9 protein-coding genes and 1 CRISPR repeat array are annotated in these 15611 nt (G+C 68.7%); of the genes, 7 read left to right on the top strand and 2 right to left on the bottom strand.

From position 1 onward, the window contains the following. Window positions 1-514: 514 nt before the first annotated feature. Together A33M_RS21285 and A33M_RS21280 are read right to left on the bottom strand one after the other, a co-directional pair. Window positions 515-1312 carry a hypothetical protein gene (locus A33M_RS21285; RefSeq protein ID WP_052027171.1) on the bottom strand — a complete coding sequence of 266 codons (798 nt, stop codon included), beginning with the start codon at window positions 1310-1312 and terminating at the stop codon, window positions 515-517. Next, window positions 1309-3300: a hypothetical protein gene (locus tag A33M_RS21280; protein WP_008391844.1), complete on the bottom strand. Its 1992-nt coding sequence runs from the start codon at window positions 3298-3300 to the stop codon at window positions 1309-1311. The genes A33M_RS21285 and A33M_RS21280 overlap by 4 nt, the downstream gene beginning before the upstream one ends. 346 nt (window positions 3301-3646) lie before the next feature. Between A33M_RS21280 and cas1 the strand changes: the two genes are divergently transcribed. The 7 genes from cas1 to A33M_RS21245 all read left to right on the top strand — a co-directional run bounded on the left by cas1 (window position 3647) and on the right by A33M_RS21245 (window position 15438). Continuing rightward, a complete protein-coding gene (gene cas1, locus A33M_RS21275; protein ID WP_008391842.1) occupies window positions 3647-5749 on the top strand; it encodes a CRISPR-associated endonuclease Cas1 in 2103 nt (700 codons plus the stop codon). A 173-nt stretch (window positions 5750-5922) separates the two neighbouring features. Next, on the top strand, window positions 5923-6210 hold the full coding sequence (cas2, locus tag A33M_RS21270; RefSeq protein WP_008391840.1) for a CRISPR-associated endonuclease Cas2: 288 nt from the start codon (window positions 5923-5925) through the stop codon (window positions 6208-6210). Window positions 6211-6357: 147 nt separating this feature from the next. Then, a CRISPR array of direct repeats spans window positions 6358-6668; the repeat unit is 37 nt; unit sequence GTCTCAATCCGCATCCGAGGCGGAGGGATCACTGAAC. A gap of 316 nt (window positions 6669-6984) precedes the next feature. Further along, window positions 6985-7926: a CRISPR system precrRNA processing endoribonuclease RAMP protein Cas6 gene (gene cas6 / locus A33M_RS21265; protein WP_008391838.1), complete on the top strand. Its 942-nt coding sequence runs from the start codon at window positions 6985-6987 to the stop codon at window positions 7924-7926. Window positions 7927-8028: 102 nt separating this feature from the next. Further along, window positions 8029-9852 (top strand): hypothetical protein, encoded by a 1824-nt coding sequence (locus A33M_RS21260; protein WP_157223612.1) that lies wholly within the window; start codon window positions 8029-8031, stop codon window positions 9850-9852. Continuing rightward, window positions 9849-11687, top strand: a complete 1839-nt coding sequence (locus A33M_RS21255; RefSeq protein WP_008391836.1) for an RAMP superfamily CRISPR-associated protein — start codon at window positions 9849-9851, stop codon at window positions 11685-11687. Before A33M_RS21260 ends, A33M_RS21255 begins: the two co-directional genes overlap by 4 nt. After that, window positions 11594-13216: an RAMP superfamily CRISPR-associated protein gene (locus tag A33M_RS21250; protein ID WP_157223611.1), complete on the top strand. Its 1623-nt coding sequence runs from the start codon at window positions 11594-11596 to the stop codon at window positions 13214-13216. Before A33M_RS21255 ends, A33M_RS21250 begins: the two co-directional genes overlap by 94 nt. Further along, on the top strand, window positions 13213-15438 hold the full coding sequence (locus A33M_RS21245; RefSeq protein WP_008391834.1) for a TIGR03986 family type III CRISPR-associated RAMP protein: 2226 nt from the start codon (window positions 13213-13215) through the stop codon (window positions 15436-15438). The genes A33M_RS21250 and A33M_RS21245 overlap by 4 nt, the downstream gene beginning before the upstream one ends. Window positions 15439-15611 lie beyond the last annotated feature (173 nt).

Genomic DNA, 15611 nt, shown 5'->3' with positions numbered 1-15611 from the left:
AGACACTGGCGATGACCGGGCGGTACGTGAACCGCGCCGACGATCCGATCCGGGCCTCGAGCGACCAGGTGGGGGAGCGGATCGAGGCCGGGCTGGCGGGCCGGTCGACCGCGAAGGTGGTGGCGCTGAAACGCGGATCATGATTGCGAGCCGCACGGATGCCCCACTGCGAGGAACTGCAGGGGACCGGGGGGGGGCGAAATCTCGTGGAGAATTCGCCTCCCGACCGGTGGGTCAAGCGCGCGCGGCGTGCCGCGAAAGTCGGAAGGAATTTTTTTGCCTTCAGGCGTTGGATCGGGAGCGCGGATCCGGAGAGCGGTCGAGATGACCGCCACGCCGCCACCGCATCCGGCGCCGGTGAACGAGTTGCGGTCGGCAGTGAGCCGACTTCGTTCTCCGCTTTCTCGTGTCGCGCTCGTGCTGAGCGGCGGCATCCGAGCCCGATCGATCGCCGGGGCGCGCTGCCGTGGCTCGGCGCGTCGTGCGATGCATGCACCGACCTTGCCTTGCCGGGTCACGGTGTCGGCGCCGAGAACGATCGGCGCACGCACGCGACCAGCCTGTCGCTTTCCTCGCCCGTGATCGGGGCACCCCAGTAGCCGCGTTCGGGCAGCGCCCCGCCGTACCAGCAGCCGGGGATACTCTTCAGTCGCTCGATTACCGCGCCACGCCCGAAGAACGACACCGTGTCGGGCATGACCACCAGAAGGTCTTCGGCGCCGGGCCCGCCGTACTCGGGCAGCACGAAGTCGACGATCGCGCTCGAGGTCGACGCCGTCGTGCGGACGATAAGCAGGTCCCCTGCCCGTTCTGCGGTAGCGAGCGCACGGCGCGACTCGGCCTCGACCGCGGCGGTAACGCCTTGGGCCCGCCTGTCGGCGTCACGGATCGCACGGATCTCCTCGGCGCTCGCGCCGAGACCGCGCAATGCCGGCGCGTGACCGACGTCGTTGGCAGCCACCAAAGCTCGCCGTCGGGTCCACGCCGTCGCCGGCAGGCCGAGGCGAGCGAAGATTTGTTCGAGCGCGGTCGGCTGGTCGGCACCTGCACGAGTGCCGTGATGATCGATATCGACCAACACGCCGCGGTCGATATCGGCCGGCAGATCGTCGGCGAGCTCGATCAGCACCGGTGTCTCGCCGCGCACCAGCGCGGCGCGGATCTCGCTTTCGTAGGCGCTCGCCCGCGCTCCCCAGGCGAGCGCCTTGTCGACCAGGCGACCGGCGAGCCCGGCCTCGACGAGGAGCGTCCGGATTTCCTCCATCTCGAGGTCGTGGCCACCGAGAAAATACCGGTCGTGAGACACAATCATTTTGCCGTCCAGAGGGCGGCCGCGACGAGCAGCGCGATCGCGCCGAGGCCGAGCGCCAACGGCTCCACCGGATCGTGCCGTTCCTCCCTGTCGCCGACCGGCTCGGTGGACCGCAAGTAGCGCAAGAGCGCCCAGCCGGCGACCTGAAACGCGCCGACGATCGTCAGTGCGATGAAGAGATGATGCGTCAGCGCCGACGAACCCGTTGCCGTGCCGATCCCGACGACGCCGTCCGAGAAGATCACGTTCATGCCGAGCGCACCGAAGGCGAGACCGAGCACCACGCCGACCGTCGCCACCTGAGACAATCGGGTCGCGGCGATGCTGGTGAGGGTCTGCTTGCGGCTGGACAGAAAGTCGTTGGCCGTGTGGATCTCGGTCTGAACGTCCTCGAACAGGTCGTCCAGCCCCAGCCGCTCGCGCCACTGATCGAACATCTCCTGTGCCTGGATCTGGTTCGACACGCCGGTGAAGCGGAAGCGGTGTACGAACTGTAGAAACTGCTCCTCGATCGCGGCCATCTCGGTCTGGAACGTCGCCCGGTCGTTCCCGACATCGAGCCGTCCGACGGCGCGCGAGATTTGCGAGGAGAAGGCGAGCAGGCTCGCCAGCTCGAAATGCGCGAGAAGCCCCATCTGGAAGTAATGCCGGCGCACGTGACCGACGAGCAGCGTGTCGAAGAACCATCCCGCTCCGACCGCCACGAATGCGTAGCCGGAGAACAGGAACAGCGTCCCCTTCGAGCGATAGCGCGTGTAGGCGTACTCGCTCCAGAAATTCCGTTCCAGGAACGTGCGGTCGTAGGGAAAGAACCCGTCCTCCTCGCCTGCAGGCGCCGGACGCTCCGACCCTTCCTCCCTTTCTTTCTCGGTCGTCCTGTCGTCGGCGAAACACAGCCGCATCAGGTCGCTGTCGCGAACGGCATCGTAATAGCCGCGCGTGCGCTCGTCGTCCCAGTCGGGCTTTCCGTCCCGCACCGGCGTCAGCGACACCGTCGCCATGCTGGGCATGCGCTCGTCGACCACCTGATGCCAGCGCGGGACGCGGCGGAAACCTTCGTCGCCGGCGAGGACGAGCGCGTCGTCGAGCAGGAAGCGCCAGTGGTCGAACACCGGCGGCAGGCGGCGCCCGTCGCCATCCCCCGCGAGCACCTGCTCGACATGCCGGTTCGCCTGGTGGTGAAGCTCCCACTGGCCGGCCTCGCACCGGCCGTCCCGTCGCTTTCGGCACAGGACGGCGCCGCGGCCGTGCCACGCCACTTTCTTCACGACCTTGTAACAAGCTTTACGCGCATTCTCCGCGTCCGAGTCGAAGAACGGCGCATAAACCCGGCGGACGTGATCGTGAAAGTCCTGAAACTCGGCGAGCGTCCAGCCGCTGCGGCCCTTGTCGAGGCCCTCGGTCGGGAGCGGCGTCACCAGCTCGGTGACCAGGATCGCGGCGCCGGTGCGAAAAAGATACAGGTTCAGGCGCTCGACCCGGAGCGTCCTGGTGGTTTCCGCAGGCCCGTTGCCGAAGGTGATCTCCATCGCGTCGACATCGGTGCGGCGAAACAGATGGAACGGCGCGTCGCGGCCGTCGGCGCGCTGCCGGCGAAACAGAAAGCGCTGCACGAACTCGTGGAAATACAGCGCCTCGGCATAGGCGTCGTTCTGCCAGCGGATGTATTTCGGGTCGCCCGTCTGGTCGGTCGGCGGCGGGATGTGGCGGATCGGGTCGGGCTCGTGAACCCACGCCGTCGCATCCTTGCGAGCGCGCGCCTTCAAGGCGTTCGCCACCGTCTCCACCGCCTTTGCCATCGTCGAGGCGTCGCAGGCCGGCGTGTCGAGATGCAGCACCAGCGGCCACATCAAAAGCAGCCGCGCCTCGCGCACGGGAATTTTTGTGGCCGGCAGCTTGGCGACCGGCGGCTTGGGGGCAGGGATCTTTTCGGCCGGCCTCGCTGCCGCGTCCGGCGCGCCGTCGCGCGCGGAAAACTCATCGGACATGAAAAGCTCCGACGTCTGAAAAAAACTCCGGCAAAGCTTAACGGACGCCTCGCTGCGGAACAACCGCGTCCGAGGCGGAGTGGATGCTGAACCCGCTCATGGCAATGGAGCCTGAGCCGGAGCCGTCTCAATCCGCGTCCGAGGCGGAGTGGATGCCGAACATACCCCCTTGCAGGCTGCTGCGCAACCTATGGTTTTCGGGCCGATTTCCAAGCGGTCGAGCCTTCGAGCGGAGGCTACTGGAACAAACCATGACAGACAGCCGATTTGACTGCTCGATACTTCAGAAGGTACAATGGCTTATTGAAATTTCCAAGCACCCTTTCGATTGTTCGAGCGACACAAAATGGTTGCAGATCAATCCGATCGGCCGATTCCGGCAGAACGGGCCGCCGGCGGCAGACCCGCACCGACCGGCGGCGACGGGTCGCCGAAAATCGACGACGCGGCGCTGTTCCGCGCTGCCACCGCAATCGAGGCGTTGTCGGAGGCGTGGTCGCGGGTGCTGTCGAACGGCGGCGCGGCCGGCGGCGACGGCGTCCCGCTGGCACGTTTCCTGGTGAACGCGCCGGCGCGGATCGCCCGGCTGTCGGCCGGCTTGCGCGACGGCAGCTACGCCCCCGGCCCACTGCGCCGGGTCGACATCCCGAAGAAGAGCGGCGGCACCCGGCCGCTCGCCATCCCGTGCGTGGTCGACCGCATCGCCCAGACCGCGGTGATGCAGGCGCTGGCGCCGAGGCTCGACGAAGAGTTCGCCGAATCGAGCTTTGGCTACCGTCTCGGCCGTGGCGTGCGCGACGCGGTGAAGCGGGTCGCCGCGCTGCGCGGAAAAGGCCATGTCTACGTGGTCGACGCCGACATCGCGAAATTCTTCGAGAGCGTGCCGCACGACAAGCTGCTCGAGCGGCTCGCCCAGTCGATGACCGACGGGCCGCTGATGCGGCTGATCGGCTTGTGGATCGAGCACGGCGGCGCGCGCGGCCGCGGCCTGCCGCAGGGCTCGCCGCTGTCGCCGCTGCTCGCCAACCTTTATCTCGACCGGCTCGACGACGCGTTCGCCAAACGCGGCGCCCACATCGTGCGGTTCGCCGACGATTTCGTGATTTTGGCCGAGAGCCGGCACGGCGCCGAGGGCGCGCTCGTGCGTGCCGAAAAGCTGCTCGCCGAGCACGGGCTGTCGCTCAATCGTGAAAAAACGCGGGTGACCTCGTTCGATCAGGGCTTTCGCTTTCTCGGCCATCTGTTCGTGCGCTCGATGGTGCTCGCCGCCGCGCCCGACGATGATTTTTCCGAGCTGCAGCAGGCGATGCGCGCGCTCGCGGCCGACGACGCCCGCGCCGCCGCCGAGACCGCCGAGGAGCGCGTCGCGTTCGATCATGCGCGCCGCGCCGGATACGATCCCGGCCACCGCGTGCTGCACGTGGTCTCGGCCGATCGGCGGCTGAGCTTGCGCAACCGCGCCTTCGCGGTCGAGGCCGGCAGCGGCGGCCCCGGTGCACCGCCGGTGTGGCGCGAGATTCTCGCGATCCCGCATGCCGCCGTCGACCGCATCGATCTCGGCCCGCAGGCCGAGGTGGACCCCGACGCGCTGCGCCACGCGCTCGCGACCGAGACGCTGATCGCGTTCGTCGACGGCCACGGCGAGACGGCGGGCTGGCTCGGCCCGGCGCTCTCGCCGCGCGCCGGCCGCCATCTCGCCCAGACCCGCCACGCCGGCGATCCCGCCCTGCGCCTCGCGCTCGCCAAGCGTTTTGTCGAAGGCCGCGTGCGCAATCAGCGCGCCCTGCTCCGTCGCCTGAACCGCGATCGCCACGACCCGACGGTGCTGAAGGCGCTCGCCGACATCAACGCGCTGCTCCGCCGCCTTCCGCAAGCCGACACCCTCGCGGCACTGATGGGCCACGAAGGGCGGGCCACCGCGCTGTACTGGCCGGCGCTCTCGCGCCTGTTCGCGCACGGCTTTCGGCTCGGTCCGGCCGGAGAGCCCCCACGACGCGTGCGCGAGATCGTGCGCGACCCGGTCAACATTTTGCTCAATGTCGCGGCCGCCCTGCTCGCCCGTGACGTCGCGGTCGCAGCCGTGCGGGCCGGGCTGCATCCGGGCTTCGGCCTCCTGCACGCGACCGACGACCACCGGGACGCCTGCGTGTTCGACCTGATGGAAGAATTTCGCGCGCCGCTCGCCGAGAGCCCGGTGGTGCAGGCGATCAACGGCCGCGCGATCGGCGATGCCGCCTTCGAGCCACGGCCGGACGGCGGCGTGCGGCTGAAGAGCGAGGGATTTGCCGCGATGGTGCGCGCCTACGAGCGCGCGGTGGCGCGCGAGGTGAAAAGCCTTCGCGATGGCCGGCGCCGCACCTGGCGGGGGATCATGCTCGACCAGGCGCTCGGCCTCGCCGCCCATGTCGAGGGCCGCGAGACTTATGCGCCGTACGTGATCGATTACTGAGGGCGGGATACGACGACCCCCCACCCCGTCCGTCATGGCCGGGCTCGGCACGGCCATCCATCGACCTGCTGAAGCAAGTCTGTTTTCCGATGATGGATGCGCGGGTCGAACATCGAACCCGCAGATGACGGGTCCGTGCTCGTGAAGGTCGGAAAACGACAAGCGGGGATGCCATGGCCGACCGGCCGATGCTGATGGTGATCGCCTACGACATCGTGCGCCCGAAGGTGCGGGCGCGGGTCGCCGACCTGTTGGAGGAGCATGCGGTGCGGGTGCAGGACTCGGTGTTCGAGGCGCGCCTCACGCGCGCCGCTGCCGACCGCCTATTCGCGCGCGCCAAAAGACTGATCGAGGACGGCGACTCGTTGCGCATGTACGCCGTCTCGTCGGCCGGCCTCGAGCGCTCGCGCGTCGCCGGCGGCGCGCCGCTCCCCGAGGACGGCGATTTTTGGCTGGTGTGAGGACAGCGACGGCGGGCGACCGTTCGCTTTCAACCGAGCGGCGATCGCGGCCTCACGGCCCTCCCGGTCGATCCACGTCCGCGTCCGCGTCCGAGACGGAGTGAGTGCTGAACCGACCATCCCGGATTCGAAGGGTCCCATCGGCATGTCTCAATCCGCGTCCGAGGCGGAGTGATCACTGAACCGGTGTCAACGCACGCAACTGGCGCACCCGGTGTCTCAATCCGCATCCGAGGCGGAGGGATCACTGAACACCACTGGAACGTCATCCTTCTCGACGAAAAGTCTCAATCCGCATCCGAGGCGGAGGGATCACTGAACGCTGGAAGCCGCGGCCAATTCGATCGTCGGCGTCTCAATCCGCATCCGAGGCGGAGGGATCACTGAACAACGCCTACGAGCGCGTCCTCGCCGAGGTTCCGTCTCAATCCGCATCCGAGGCGGAGGGATCACTGAACCTACCCCCTCGTATGTACTTGGTCAACAAACACGATCGGCGACCTTTTCCAACCGGTCGGTGCTCTCGGAGCGCGGTTTTGGAACAAAATGTGATCACATCGCCACTCCAGCATCTCTTAATCATTATATTACAATATGATATATGCTTTTCCAAGGACCCCGACGGCGGCTCGAGCCTCGATTTCCGACAATTTTGGTCGCCGAACCGCGACCGCGTCCGCACCGCGGTCGCAAACGATCCGGCGCAGGGCATCGCAGCATATTGTTCCGAACACGTACCTTGCCGTTGTGCCCGGAGGTGCGTACCACCATGCCATGACCGATGCGCCCGCCGTCCTGGACCGTCCGGCCTTCTCCGCCCTCGCGGCCCGTCTGCTCTCCCCGGCAGCCGCGGTGCCGCTCGACGCGCTTTCCGCCTGCTGGGTGACCGCGACCATCGAGGCGACCGTGCCGGGGCACGGCGCACTCGCCGGCGACCTCGTGCTGATGGCCCGCATCCGCGGCGCGCTCGGGCGGGCGCTGATGGAAGGCGCCTCGGCCGAGGCGATCGCCGAAAAGGCTTGCCCGTGGGAGCCGCCCTGCGCGCTCGACGTTCTCTTTCGCGAGCAGGTGCGCAGCGGCAGGCACGGCGTGCCGAAGCCGTGGGTGCTGGCGCTCGACCGGCGCGGCCTCGACCTCGTGGTGCGGATCACTTTGTTCGGCTTCGCGATCGACTGGGCCGGCGCGGTCGGCCATGCGCTGGTGACGGCGCTCCGCCGCGGCATCGACTTTCACGACCGCGCCGCGGGGCTCTTTCTGCCGGCACCAACAGTGTCGCGGCTCGTCGTCCGCGAAAACGGCATCGCATCGCCGCCGCCGCGCGAGACGGTGCTGCTCGACCTGGTGACGCCGCTCGACGCCACCGGCGACGATCCGCTCGACCGGCCGGCGAGCGTGATCGGCCGCCTCGCCCGCCGCATCGATTCGATGGCGCGCTGGATGGACGTTTCGGTCGATGCCGACTGGCCGGTTCTCGCCGCGCACTGGAACGCGCTCGACTACGACGCCGGTGGGCTTTTGCGCGATCGGCTGGACAGCCGGTCCGGCCGCCAGCGCGACGGCACCGGGGCGCACCGCCGCTTCGCGCGCCCGCTCCTCTCCGGCACCCTGGCAATCGGTGGCGACCTCGCACCGGTGTGGCCGCTGCTGGTGCTCGGCGAGACCTGCCACGCCGGCCGCGGCGCCACCGCCGGCCTCGGCCGCTACCGGCTGGGGTGACGACCGTGGCGCGGGAGAAAGCCGTTGCCCGACGAATTCACGGTTGCGAAGCACCGTGGATCATTCCTACACTTGCGTGACCCGGATTAGGGGCAAAAGCCCGTGCAATACTTATTGTGGCTCGAGGGCGTCGATTTCGACGCGACACTCACCGATACCAACGACCTTTCGACCATCCGCGGCGGCTCGTTCACGCTCCTGGACGCGTTCGTCGCCGACCAGGATCCGGACAGGATCGCCCGTGCGCCGTGGCGCCTGCTGCCACGGCTTCACCATGTGCCCGGCGTCTCGGCCGACCTGGTGTTCGCCGGCGCCTCACAAGGATTGTTCCGCCTCGACGGCTCGGAGCAGGCAGTCGCCGCGGCGGTCGACGGCCTGAAAACGCACCTTTCGACCTGCGGCCTCGTCCCGGAAAAGACCTCCTCCGGAACGCCGCGCAAGTCCCTGCCGCTCGCTCACATGCGTTGGGTCACTGGCCTCGCGCCGATCGACGGCACCGGCGAGGCGGCCGAGGCGGCGGCACTGCGGACCGCGCATTTCCGCGCCCGGCGCACCCAGATGGAGGACACGGCGGCGCGCCGGCCCGTCGTGCCGGCGGACAGGATTTGCCGCGTAGGCCGCACACGGCCGGCCGACGACGAGATCGAGATGCCGTGGCGGCAGGCCGCGGATTACGGGGTCGACGTCACCGGACTGTCGGCTGATGACCGCGCACCGGTTCCCGTCTCGGCCGCGGTCAAGGCACGCAAGGCGGTCGGCCGTTACGCCCGCTGGTGCTTCCATCAGGACAAACTCGGCTGGCCGGCGGACTGGCGTGACGAATTCGGGTTCGTCGATCATTTTCAGCAGATGATCGCCGAGCCGTATGTCGACCCGAAAAAGCCGACGATGCGCGAGGCCGTCTCCGGCAAGCTCGCGGTGTTCTATGCGGACGGTAACGACTTCACAAAAATCCGCACGGAAATGGGCGGCAGTCCGGACGCGTTCGCGCGGTTCTCGCACGAGGCGGCGAGGCTGCAGGAGGCCATGCTGCGGCGGATCGTCGACGACACGCTGGTGCCACTCGCCGGCGATCCGGACCCGCAGGTGTGGCGCCTCGCCGCGACCGGCCGCTTGCGCGAACCGGACGACGAGGAAGAGCGGTCCGGCAAACGCTGGCTGCGGTTCGAGACGCTGCTCTACGGCGGCGACGAGATCTGCTGGGTGGCACCGGCCTGGCTCGGCATGCTGCTGGCAGCGCGGACGTTCGAAGCGATCCGAGGCGCGACGATCGAGGATCCGCACACCGAGGATCCGCACACCAAGGACAAGAAGCTTCATCCGCTCACCATCGAAGCCGCGCTCGTGTTCGCGCCCGTGAAAATGCCGATCGCGACCGCGCGCGCGCTGGCAAAGGATCTCGCCGACAGCGTCAAGTGCGGCAAGACCAACCGGCTCGGCATCCATGCGTTCGAGAGCGTCGAGCCGCCGATGGGCGGCCTCGCGGCGCTGCGCAAGCGGCTGATCGGCGACGAGCAGGCTTTTCCCGCGGCGCACCGCGCGCTCGCACTCGACGGCGACGCCTTTCCGGCGCTCGTGGAAAAAATCTCGGCGTTGAAATTGGAGGGCCGCCTGCCCCGCTCGCAGCTCTACCGGCTTTTGCGCGCGGCGGCACGGACCGGCGTTTCCCCAGAGAAGCCGCCCCGTCTGCTCGGCGACCCGGAGGCCGGCAGGCAGGCGCACCTGATCTTCGAACGATATTGTCGCGGCGCCGAGAGCAACACCGGAGAGGACGATCTGCTCCTGTTGCGGTCGGACGATCCGAGCACGCCGCGTTCCGATCTGGCCGCCGTGAACGCCTGGTTCCTCACCCACGTGTGGGACTATGTCGACCCGACCGGCGACGGCACGCTCGATCCGGCGCGGGCGCTCGGGAGGCCGTCATGACCCGCCTCGACGTCACCATCGCGCTGCGCAGCCCGTTCCTGTTCCAGGGCCTCGACGTCGCCGCAGGCGGCATCGACGCCAGCGCCATTCGCGACGAGAGCGACAAGCCGATCATCCCCGGCGATCACCTGCGCGGCCACCTGCGGCACGCGTTCCTCGCGATGAACCGCAAGAGCCCGGTGGCAGTGCCGGATCGCTTGGTCGAAGTGCTGTTCGGTAAAAGCTCCGCCGATGCCGGCCGCGATCCGGCGGGCGACGAGGGCGCCTACACGCCGGATGGCCGCAGCACCCTGACGGTGAGCGATCTCGTCGCCGATGCCACGGCCGAGGCCGACGGCGACACGATCCCGCTGCCGGGGCGCGGCGCCGCGCTGTACACCCGGGTCGCCATCGACGACGCCTGCGGAGCCGCCGACGACGGCAGCCTGCAGACCCTCGAGCTGGTCGCCGGGCTCGACGCGGTGGTGAGGTTCAAGGGAACCATCGACATCGCGCCGCATTCCGCCGTTCCGGCGAACATCGACGCGCTGATCGGCAGGGCGCTGCGGCTGGTGCCGGCGATGGGGGCGGTCAAGTCGTCGGGCTTCGGCGAGATCGTGCACGAGCAGTGCAGGGTCGCGCGCAGCCCCTCGCCGACGGCAACGGCCACCGTTATTCCCCCAGGCGATCGTCTCGATCTCACCGTCGCGTTCGACCGCGCGATCATGGTGGACGCGATCCGCAGCGCCGCAAACTCGTTCGCGAGCGCCACCATCGTGCCGGGCGGCGCCATCAAGGGCGCGCTCGCCGAGGTGATGAAGCACACGCATTCCGGCATCGCGACGCCGGGGGACCCGTTCGGCAAGGCGTTCTCGAAAATCAGGATCGGACATGCGTTTCCGCTGGCGGACGGCACGCTGGCCGATCGCGCCGTACCGAACTGCCTGGTCTCGGTGCCGGTCGGGCCCGACACGAACGAGGTGGTCGACCTGCTCGAAGAAACCCGTGCCGATGCCGTCATCGCGCGGGCGATCGCGACGCCGGCCTTCCCGCTCGACTGGAAGGGCAAGGTGTTCGCGGCGGTCCGTGCCGACCTGCAGCGGCCGGAGTCGAACGTCTCGCCGCAGCCACGCGGCCGCGTGATGATCAATTCTGACGGCGTCGCCGAGGAAGGTGCGCTGTTCGTCACGGCGCCGGTCCCGACCCGCGACGACGAAGGAAAACCGCGGCACTGGCGGCTCACGATCGACAGCAACGACGCAGATCCAGCGGCGTTCGCCGACGTCGTCGCAGCCCTCGAGGCCGGCCTCGGCGGCGTCGGCCGTACCGGCGCCGTCATGAAGATTGTCAACGGCACACCCGCGACGCTGCAATCCCCACACCCTGCCGTCTATCAGGGCCAGGCCGCCGTCGTCCTCCTGCTGGAGACGCCGGCGGTGCTGACCGATCCGGACGACGGCGCGAGCCCGGCCGCGCAGTATCAGGAGACGTTCCGGGCGCTGGCAGGGATCGACGATATCGCGCTGCTGGCGCACTTCGCGAGACGCAAACTCGCCGGCGGCTATGCGGCGCTGCGCTTCCGCGCGTTCGGACCGACGCCGGAGGGCCGGCCGCGCTATCAGCCGTTCGAGCTGACGGAGCCCGGCGCCGTGTTCGTCCTCGCCGCGGACGCAGCAGGTCAGGTGCTTGCCTTCGCGGAGCGGATCGCGCGCACCGGCTTGCGGGCGATCCGCCGCACCGGCGACCGAACCATCTGTCTCGATTGGCGCGCCTGCCCGTTCGTGCCGGAGAACGGTTTTGGCGAGGTGACGGTATCGCCGGACCTTTCCGGCGCCCGAGTGACGGTGAGGTCGTGATGTCGATGTACGACGGACATCTGATCGTCGAGGCCGTGGTCGAGACGACGAGCCCGCTGCACATCGGCACCGCGCTCGGCGCCATCCCGGACGCGACGCCCGAGGATGGAAGCAAGACGGCCGACGGCGAAACTCGCGAGATTGCCCCGGTACAGCTCGATGCGCGTCGGCTGCCGATCATCCCCTCGACCACCCTGAAGGGTGCGATGCGGGCGCTCGCCGAGTCGGCTTACACCCAGGACGAGGTCGAAAGGCGCGATCGCGAGATCGGCGAGATCTTCGGCGCGATCCGCAATTCGGACCCGAACACGAGGCCGACCGGCAATCCGGGCGTGCTGGTGCCCTATGCGGCCCGATTCCTGAAACAGGATGAGCTAGCGGGCCGGGTCGAGGGCAAGGCGAACATCTGCGCCTCGGCCCGCACCTACGTCACCACCCGCACCGCCATCGACGACGGCTCCGGCACGGCGGATCACCGGAAGCTGTTCAGCCAGTGGGTGGTGGCGCCCGGCACGCGGTTTCTGCTGCGGCTCGCAGTGCTGCAGAAGGTGGAGAACTTCACCGACGATCCCGTCGGCAAAGTGCTGGTGCGCCTGCTGAAGACGCTCGACGAAGATCGCTTCGCGATCGGCCGCGGCCGTGGCGACGGCCAGGGCGCCCTGGCGCTGGTCGAAGTCCGGACGTGCCGTGAAACCACCCTCACCGACACGGCCGAGATCCGGGAGGAGGATCGCCTCGACGAGCTGCGCGCGGCGGTCGCCGACGACCGCACAAAGCCCTTCCGGCTGCACCGGCCCCTCGGTGTCCTGCACCTCACCGGGGCCGACGCCTTCCTGGTCAAGGTCGAAGACGCGGCACCGCTCGGGAAAGCGGCGCGGCGCAATCCGCGCGACGCCGATGCCGAGGGAAAGGCCAAGCGCAACGTCCAGCGGGCGTTGCGCGACGGCGATGATCTCCCGGTGCTGCCGGGATCGAGCCTGATGGGGGCGCTGCGTGCCCGTGCCGAATGGTATTTTTCACGCGAGGCGCTGTGCGGCCGGGCGCCGCCGGACACCCCCGGCGACCCGTCGAAAGACGACTGGCCGCTGCGGCATCCGGTGAACCGGCTGTTCGGCGCCGACGCCGACACGCTGAAGAAGATCCGCCAAAATGCATCCGACCGACGGACCACTGGCACCGAGCCGCCGAAGACCGGGTGGGCCGGGCTCCTGCGTATTGTCGTCATCGAGGCCAGCCGGGCAAAGCCCCGCGCGCTGCCGTCGGTTCGCATCGACCGCTTCTCGGCGGCGCCGTTCGACAAGGGTTTGTTCGAGACCGAAGCTTTTGTCCACCCGACATTCCGCGTGACCCTCACGCTCGATGCCCGCGCGACCGAGCTCGACATGGACACCGCCGACGCGTTCCTGCGCTCGCTCACCCGTGGCCCTGGCAAGGGTCTGATGCTCGGGCACGGCGGCAACCACGGCTACGGCTGGTTCGACGTGGAATTCGAGAAGAACCCTGCGAGCGTGAAGGAGGCCGCACGATGACCGAGCCGCCCAAGCTGTCGGTCGACGAGCAGCTCCGCCGCCTCGAGGTGATGCTGAAGGCCAAGCTGATCACGCAGGAGCAGTACGACAAGCGTGCCGCCGCCGTGAAGGCACCGCCGGCGCCCGCCCCGCCTGCGTCCGCCGAAGCGCGGCGTGGGCCACCGCCGCGGGGACGCTCCGTTCTCCCTGGGCGCCCGCGCGAGGACCACTCCGATCTCGCGACGGCGCCGTACCGGTTCGTCACCGTGCCGTCGATCATCGTGCCCGCCGAGAAGGACGCGACCAGTCCCCTCCACGAGGTGAAGCGAGCCGGCTTCTGCGCCGAGATCGCGGTGACCTTCGAGGCCGAGACGCCGTTGCTGATCGGCACCGAAGGCGAGGGCAATCAGGTCGTGCCGATGACGCTCGATGGCGCGGCCGGCTACGTGATCCCGGGTGCGACGCTGCGCGGCGCGATCCGCGCCGCCGCCGAGATCGTCGCTTTCGGCCGACTCACCCAGGTCAACGAGAACCACGCCTTCGGGCTGCGCGACTTCGACCATGCGGCCTATGGCGAAGGCGCATTTCCAGTCGGCCGGGTCGGCGACGTCGAGGCGGCGTGGCTGCGCCGCATCGGAAAGGACGACGACGGCGAGGCGACCTATGCGATCGCGCCGTGCGACTGGTGGGCGATCGAGGCCGACCGGCTCGTCGGGTCGCGCCACCTCGCCGGGTCCTTCGCCGACGGAAAGGCGTTTACCCGCAAATCATTGCGCGAGAAGTACGAGGCCGCCGGCTATGCGACCCGCGGCGAGGAGCGGAACACGTTCGTGCTCGACTTCGCGCCGAAGACGTTCCGCCTCGTCGAGGAGATCAACGGCAAGCCCGCCGTCGCCCCGGCCGACGGCGGGTCGATTCGTGGCGTGCTGGTGTTCTCGGGCAGGTCGCCGTCGGGCAAGCGCCTCGAATACGTGATGACGCCGCCGCCGGACGACCCGGGCATCCCGCTCGATCCTCCGGTCGCCCGTCTGTTCGAGCGTATGCACGGCACCATGGTGAAGGACACGTTCCGTCCCGACGGCTCGCTCGCCGACCTGATGCCAACGCTCGAGGCAGGAAAACCGATCCCGGTGTTCTTCGTCGGCGACCCGCATGCCCAGGACCCGCGCCGCTTCGCGGTCGGCCTCACACGGCTGTTCAAGGTGCCGCATGCCAGCACGGTCGGCGACATCGTCGGCATTCGCCTGCCGAAGCTCGGCGACGGCGGCCTCGAGCCGGACCTGGTGGAGAATTTGTTCGGTTACGTCTACGAGCCCAACCAGTTTCCCAAGACCAAGGGACTGAAGGACGGCGAGGTGCCGCCCGGCCTGCTCGCCCGGAAAGGCCGCGTCGGCTTCTCGTTCGCCCGGCTGGCCAACCCCGACGACGTCGCGCTCTCCGCGCCGGTCGAGACCGTGATGATGGGCGCCCGCGCCTCGTTCGCGCCGTTCTATCTGCGTGGCAGGACCAAGGACTATTCCGACGCCATGGCCCGCATCGCCGGCCGCAAGCGGTATCTTCCCCGCTTCCCGGCCGCACGGAGCGACGGCGCACTCGACACGGCCGCCGACAAAATCAAGGAACTCCTCCGCCGGCAGGTGGACGTGCTGCGCGCCAGCGGCGCCCAGGTCAACGACAAAGTGACGACACGCCTGGTATTCCTGCAGGCGAAGCCGGGCCGGACGATGCAATTCGAAAGTCGCATCCGGCTGTTCAACGTCACCGCGGTCGAGCTCGGCGCCGTGCTGTGGACGCTCACCTTCGGCGGCGAGCCGGAGAAGTACCGCCACATGATCGGCCGCGCCAAGCCGTTCGGCGCCGGACAAGCGAGGGTGGCAAAGGCGACGCTCGACGTCGAGGCGAACGTCTCGCCCTCGGATCTGATCACGCCCATCGGCGGAGCCGGCCCGCTCGCCGCGTGCGCCGATGCCGATCACACACCGTTCCTACAGGCGTTCGAAGCCTATATGACCACCCAGGTGCCGGGCTGGCGCAGCACGCCGACCCTCACCGACTTCCTGAAGGCGAGCGACCCCGCAGTCGGAGCTGCGCTCGCCGCCAAGGGCAAGCTCGGCTATTTGCCGCTGAAGGTGGACGTCGGCGGGCGTTCCGAGAATCCGTACAAGCTCCTGCGCGACATGACCAAGCCCCGCAAGGATGGCGTCGCGCCGATCGGCCGGGAGAGATTCCTCGATTTCGAGTGACGGCCCCACTACCGATCGGAATCCTCCGGTCTTAGTACTACAGTTGCGGATATTTGAATCCGCGCGACTTGTAATGCGCGCGACGGGCCTGCTCGTTGTGCTGGATTTTCCACGCGGCCCACATGAAGAAGTGCTTCGTGAGCCGCCATCCGACGAGAACGCGGGCGATCAGG

It is taken from the genome of Rhodovulum sp. PH10 (assembly GCF_000293785.1).
Lineage (GTDB): Bacteria > Pseudomonadota > Alphaproteobacteria > Rhizobiales > Xanthobacteraceae > Rhodoplanes.
The sequence above is the reverse complement of the archived record's forward strand: the minus strand, read 5'-3'. Positions and strand labels throughout refer to the sequence as shown.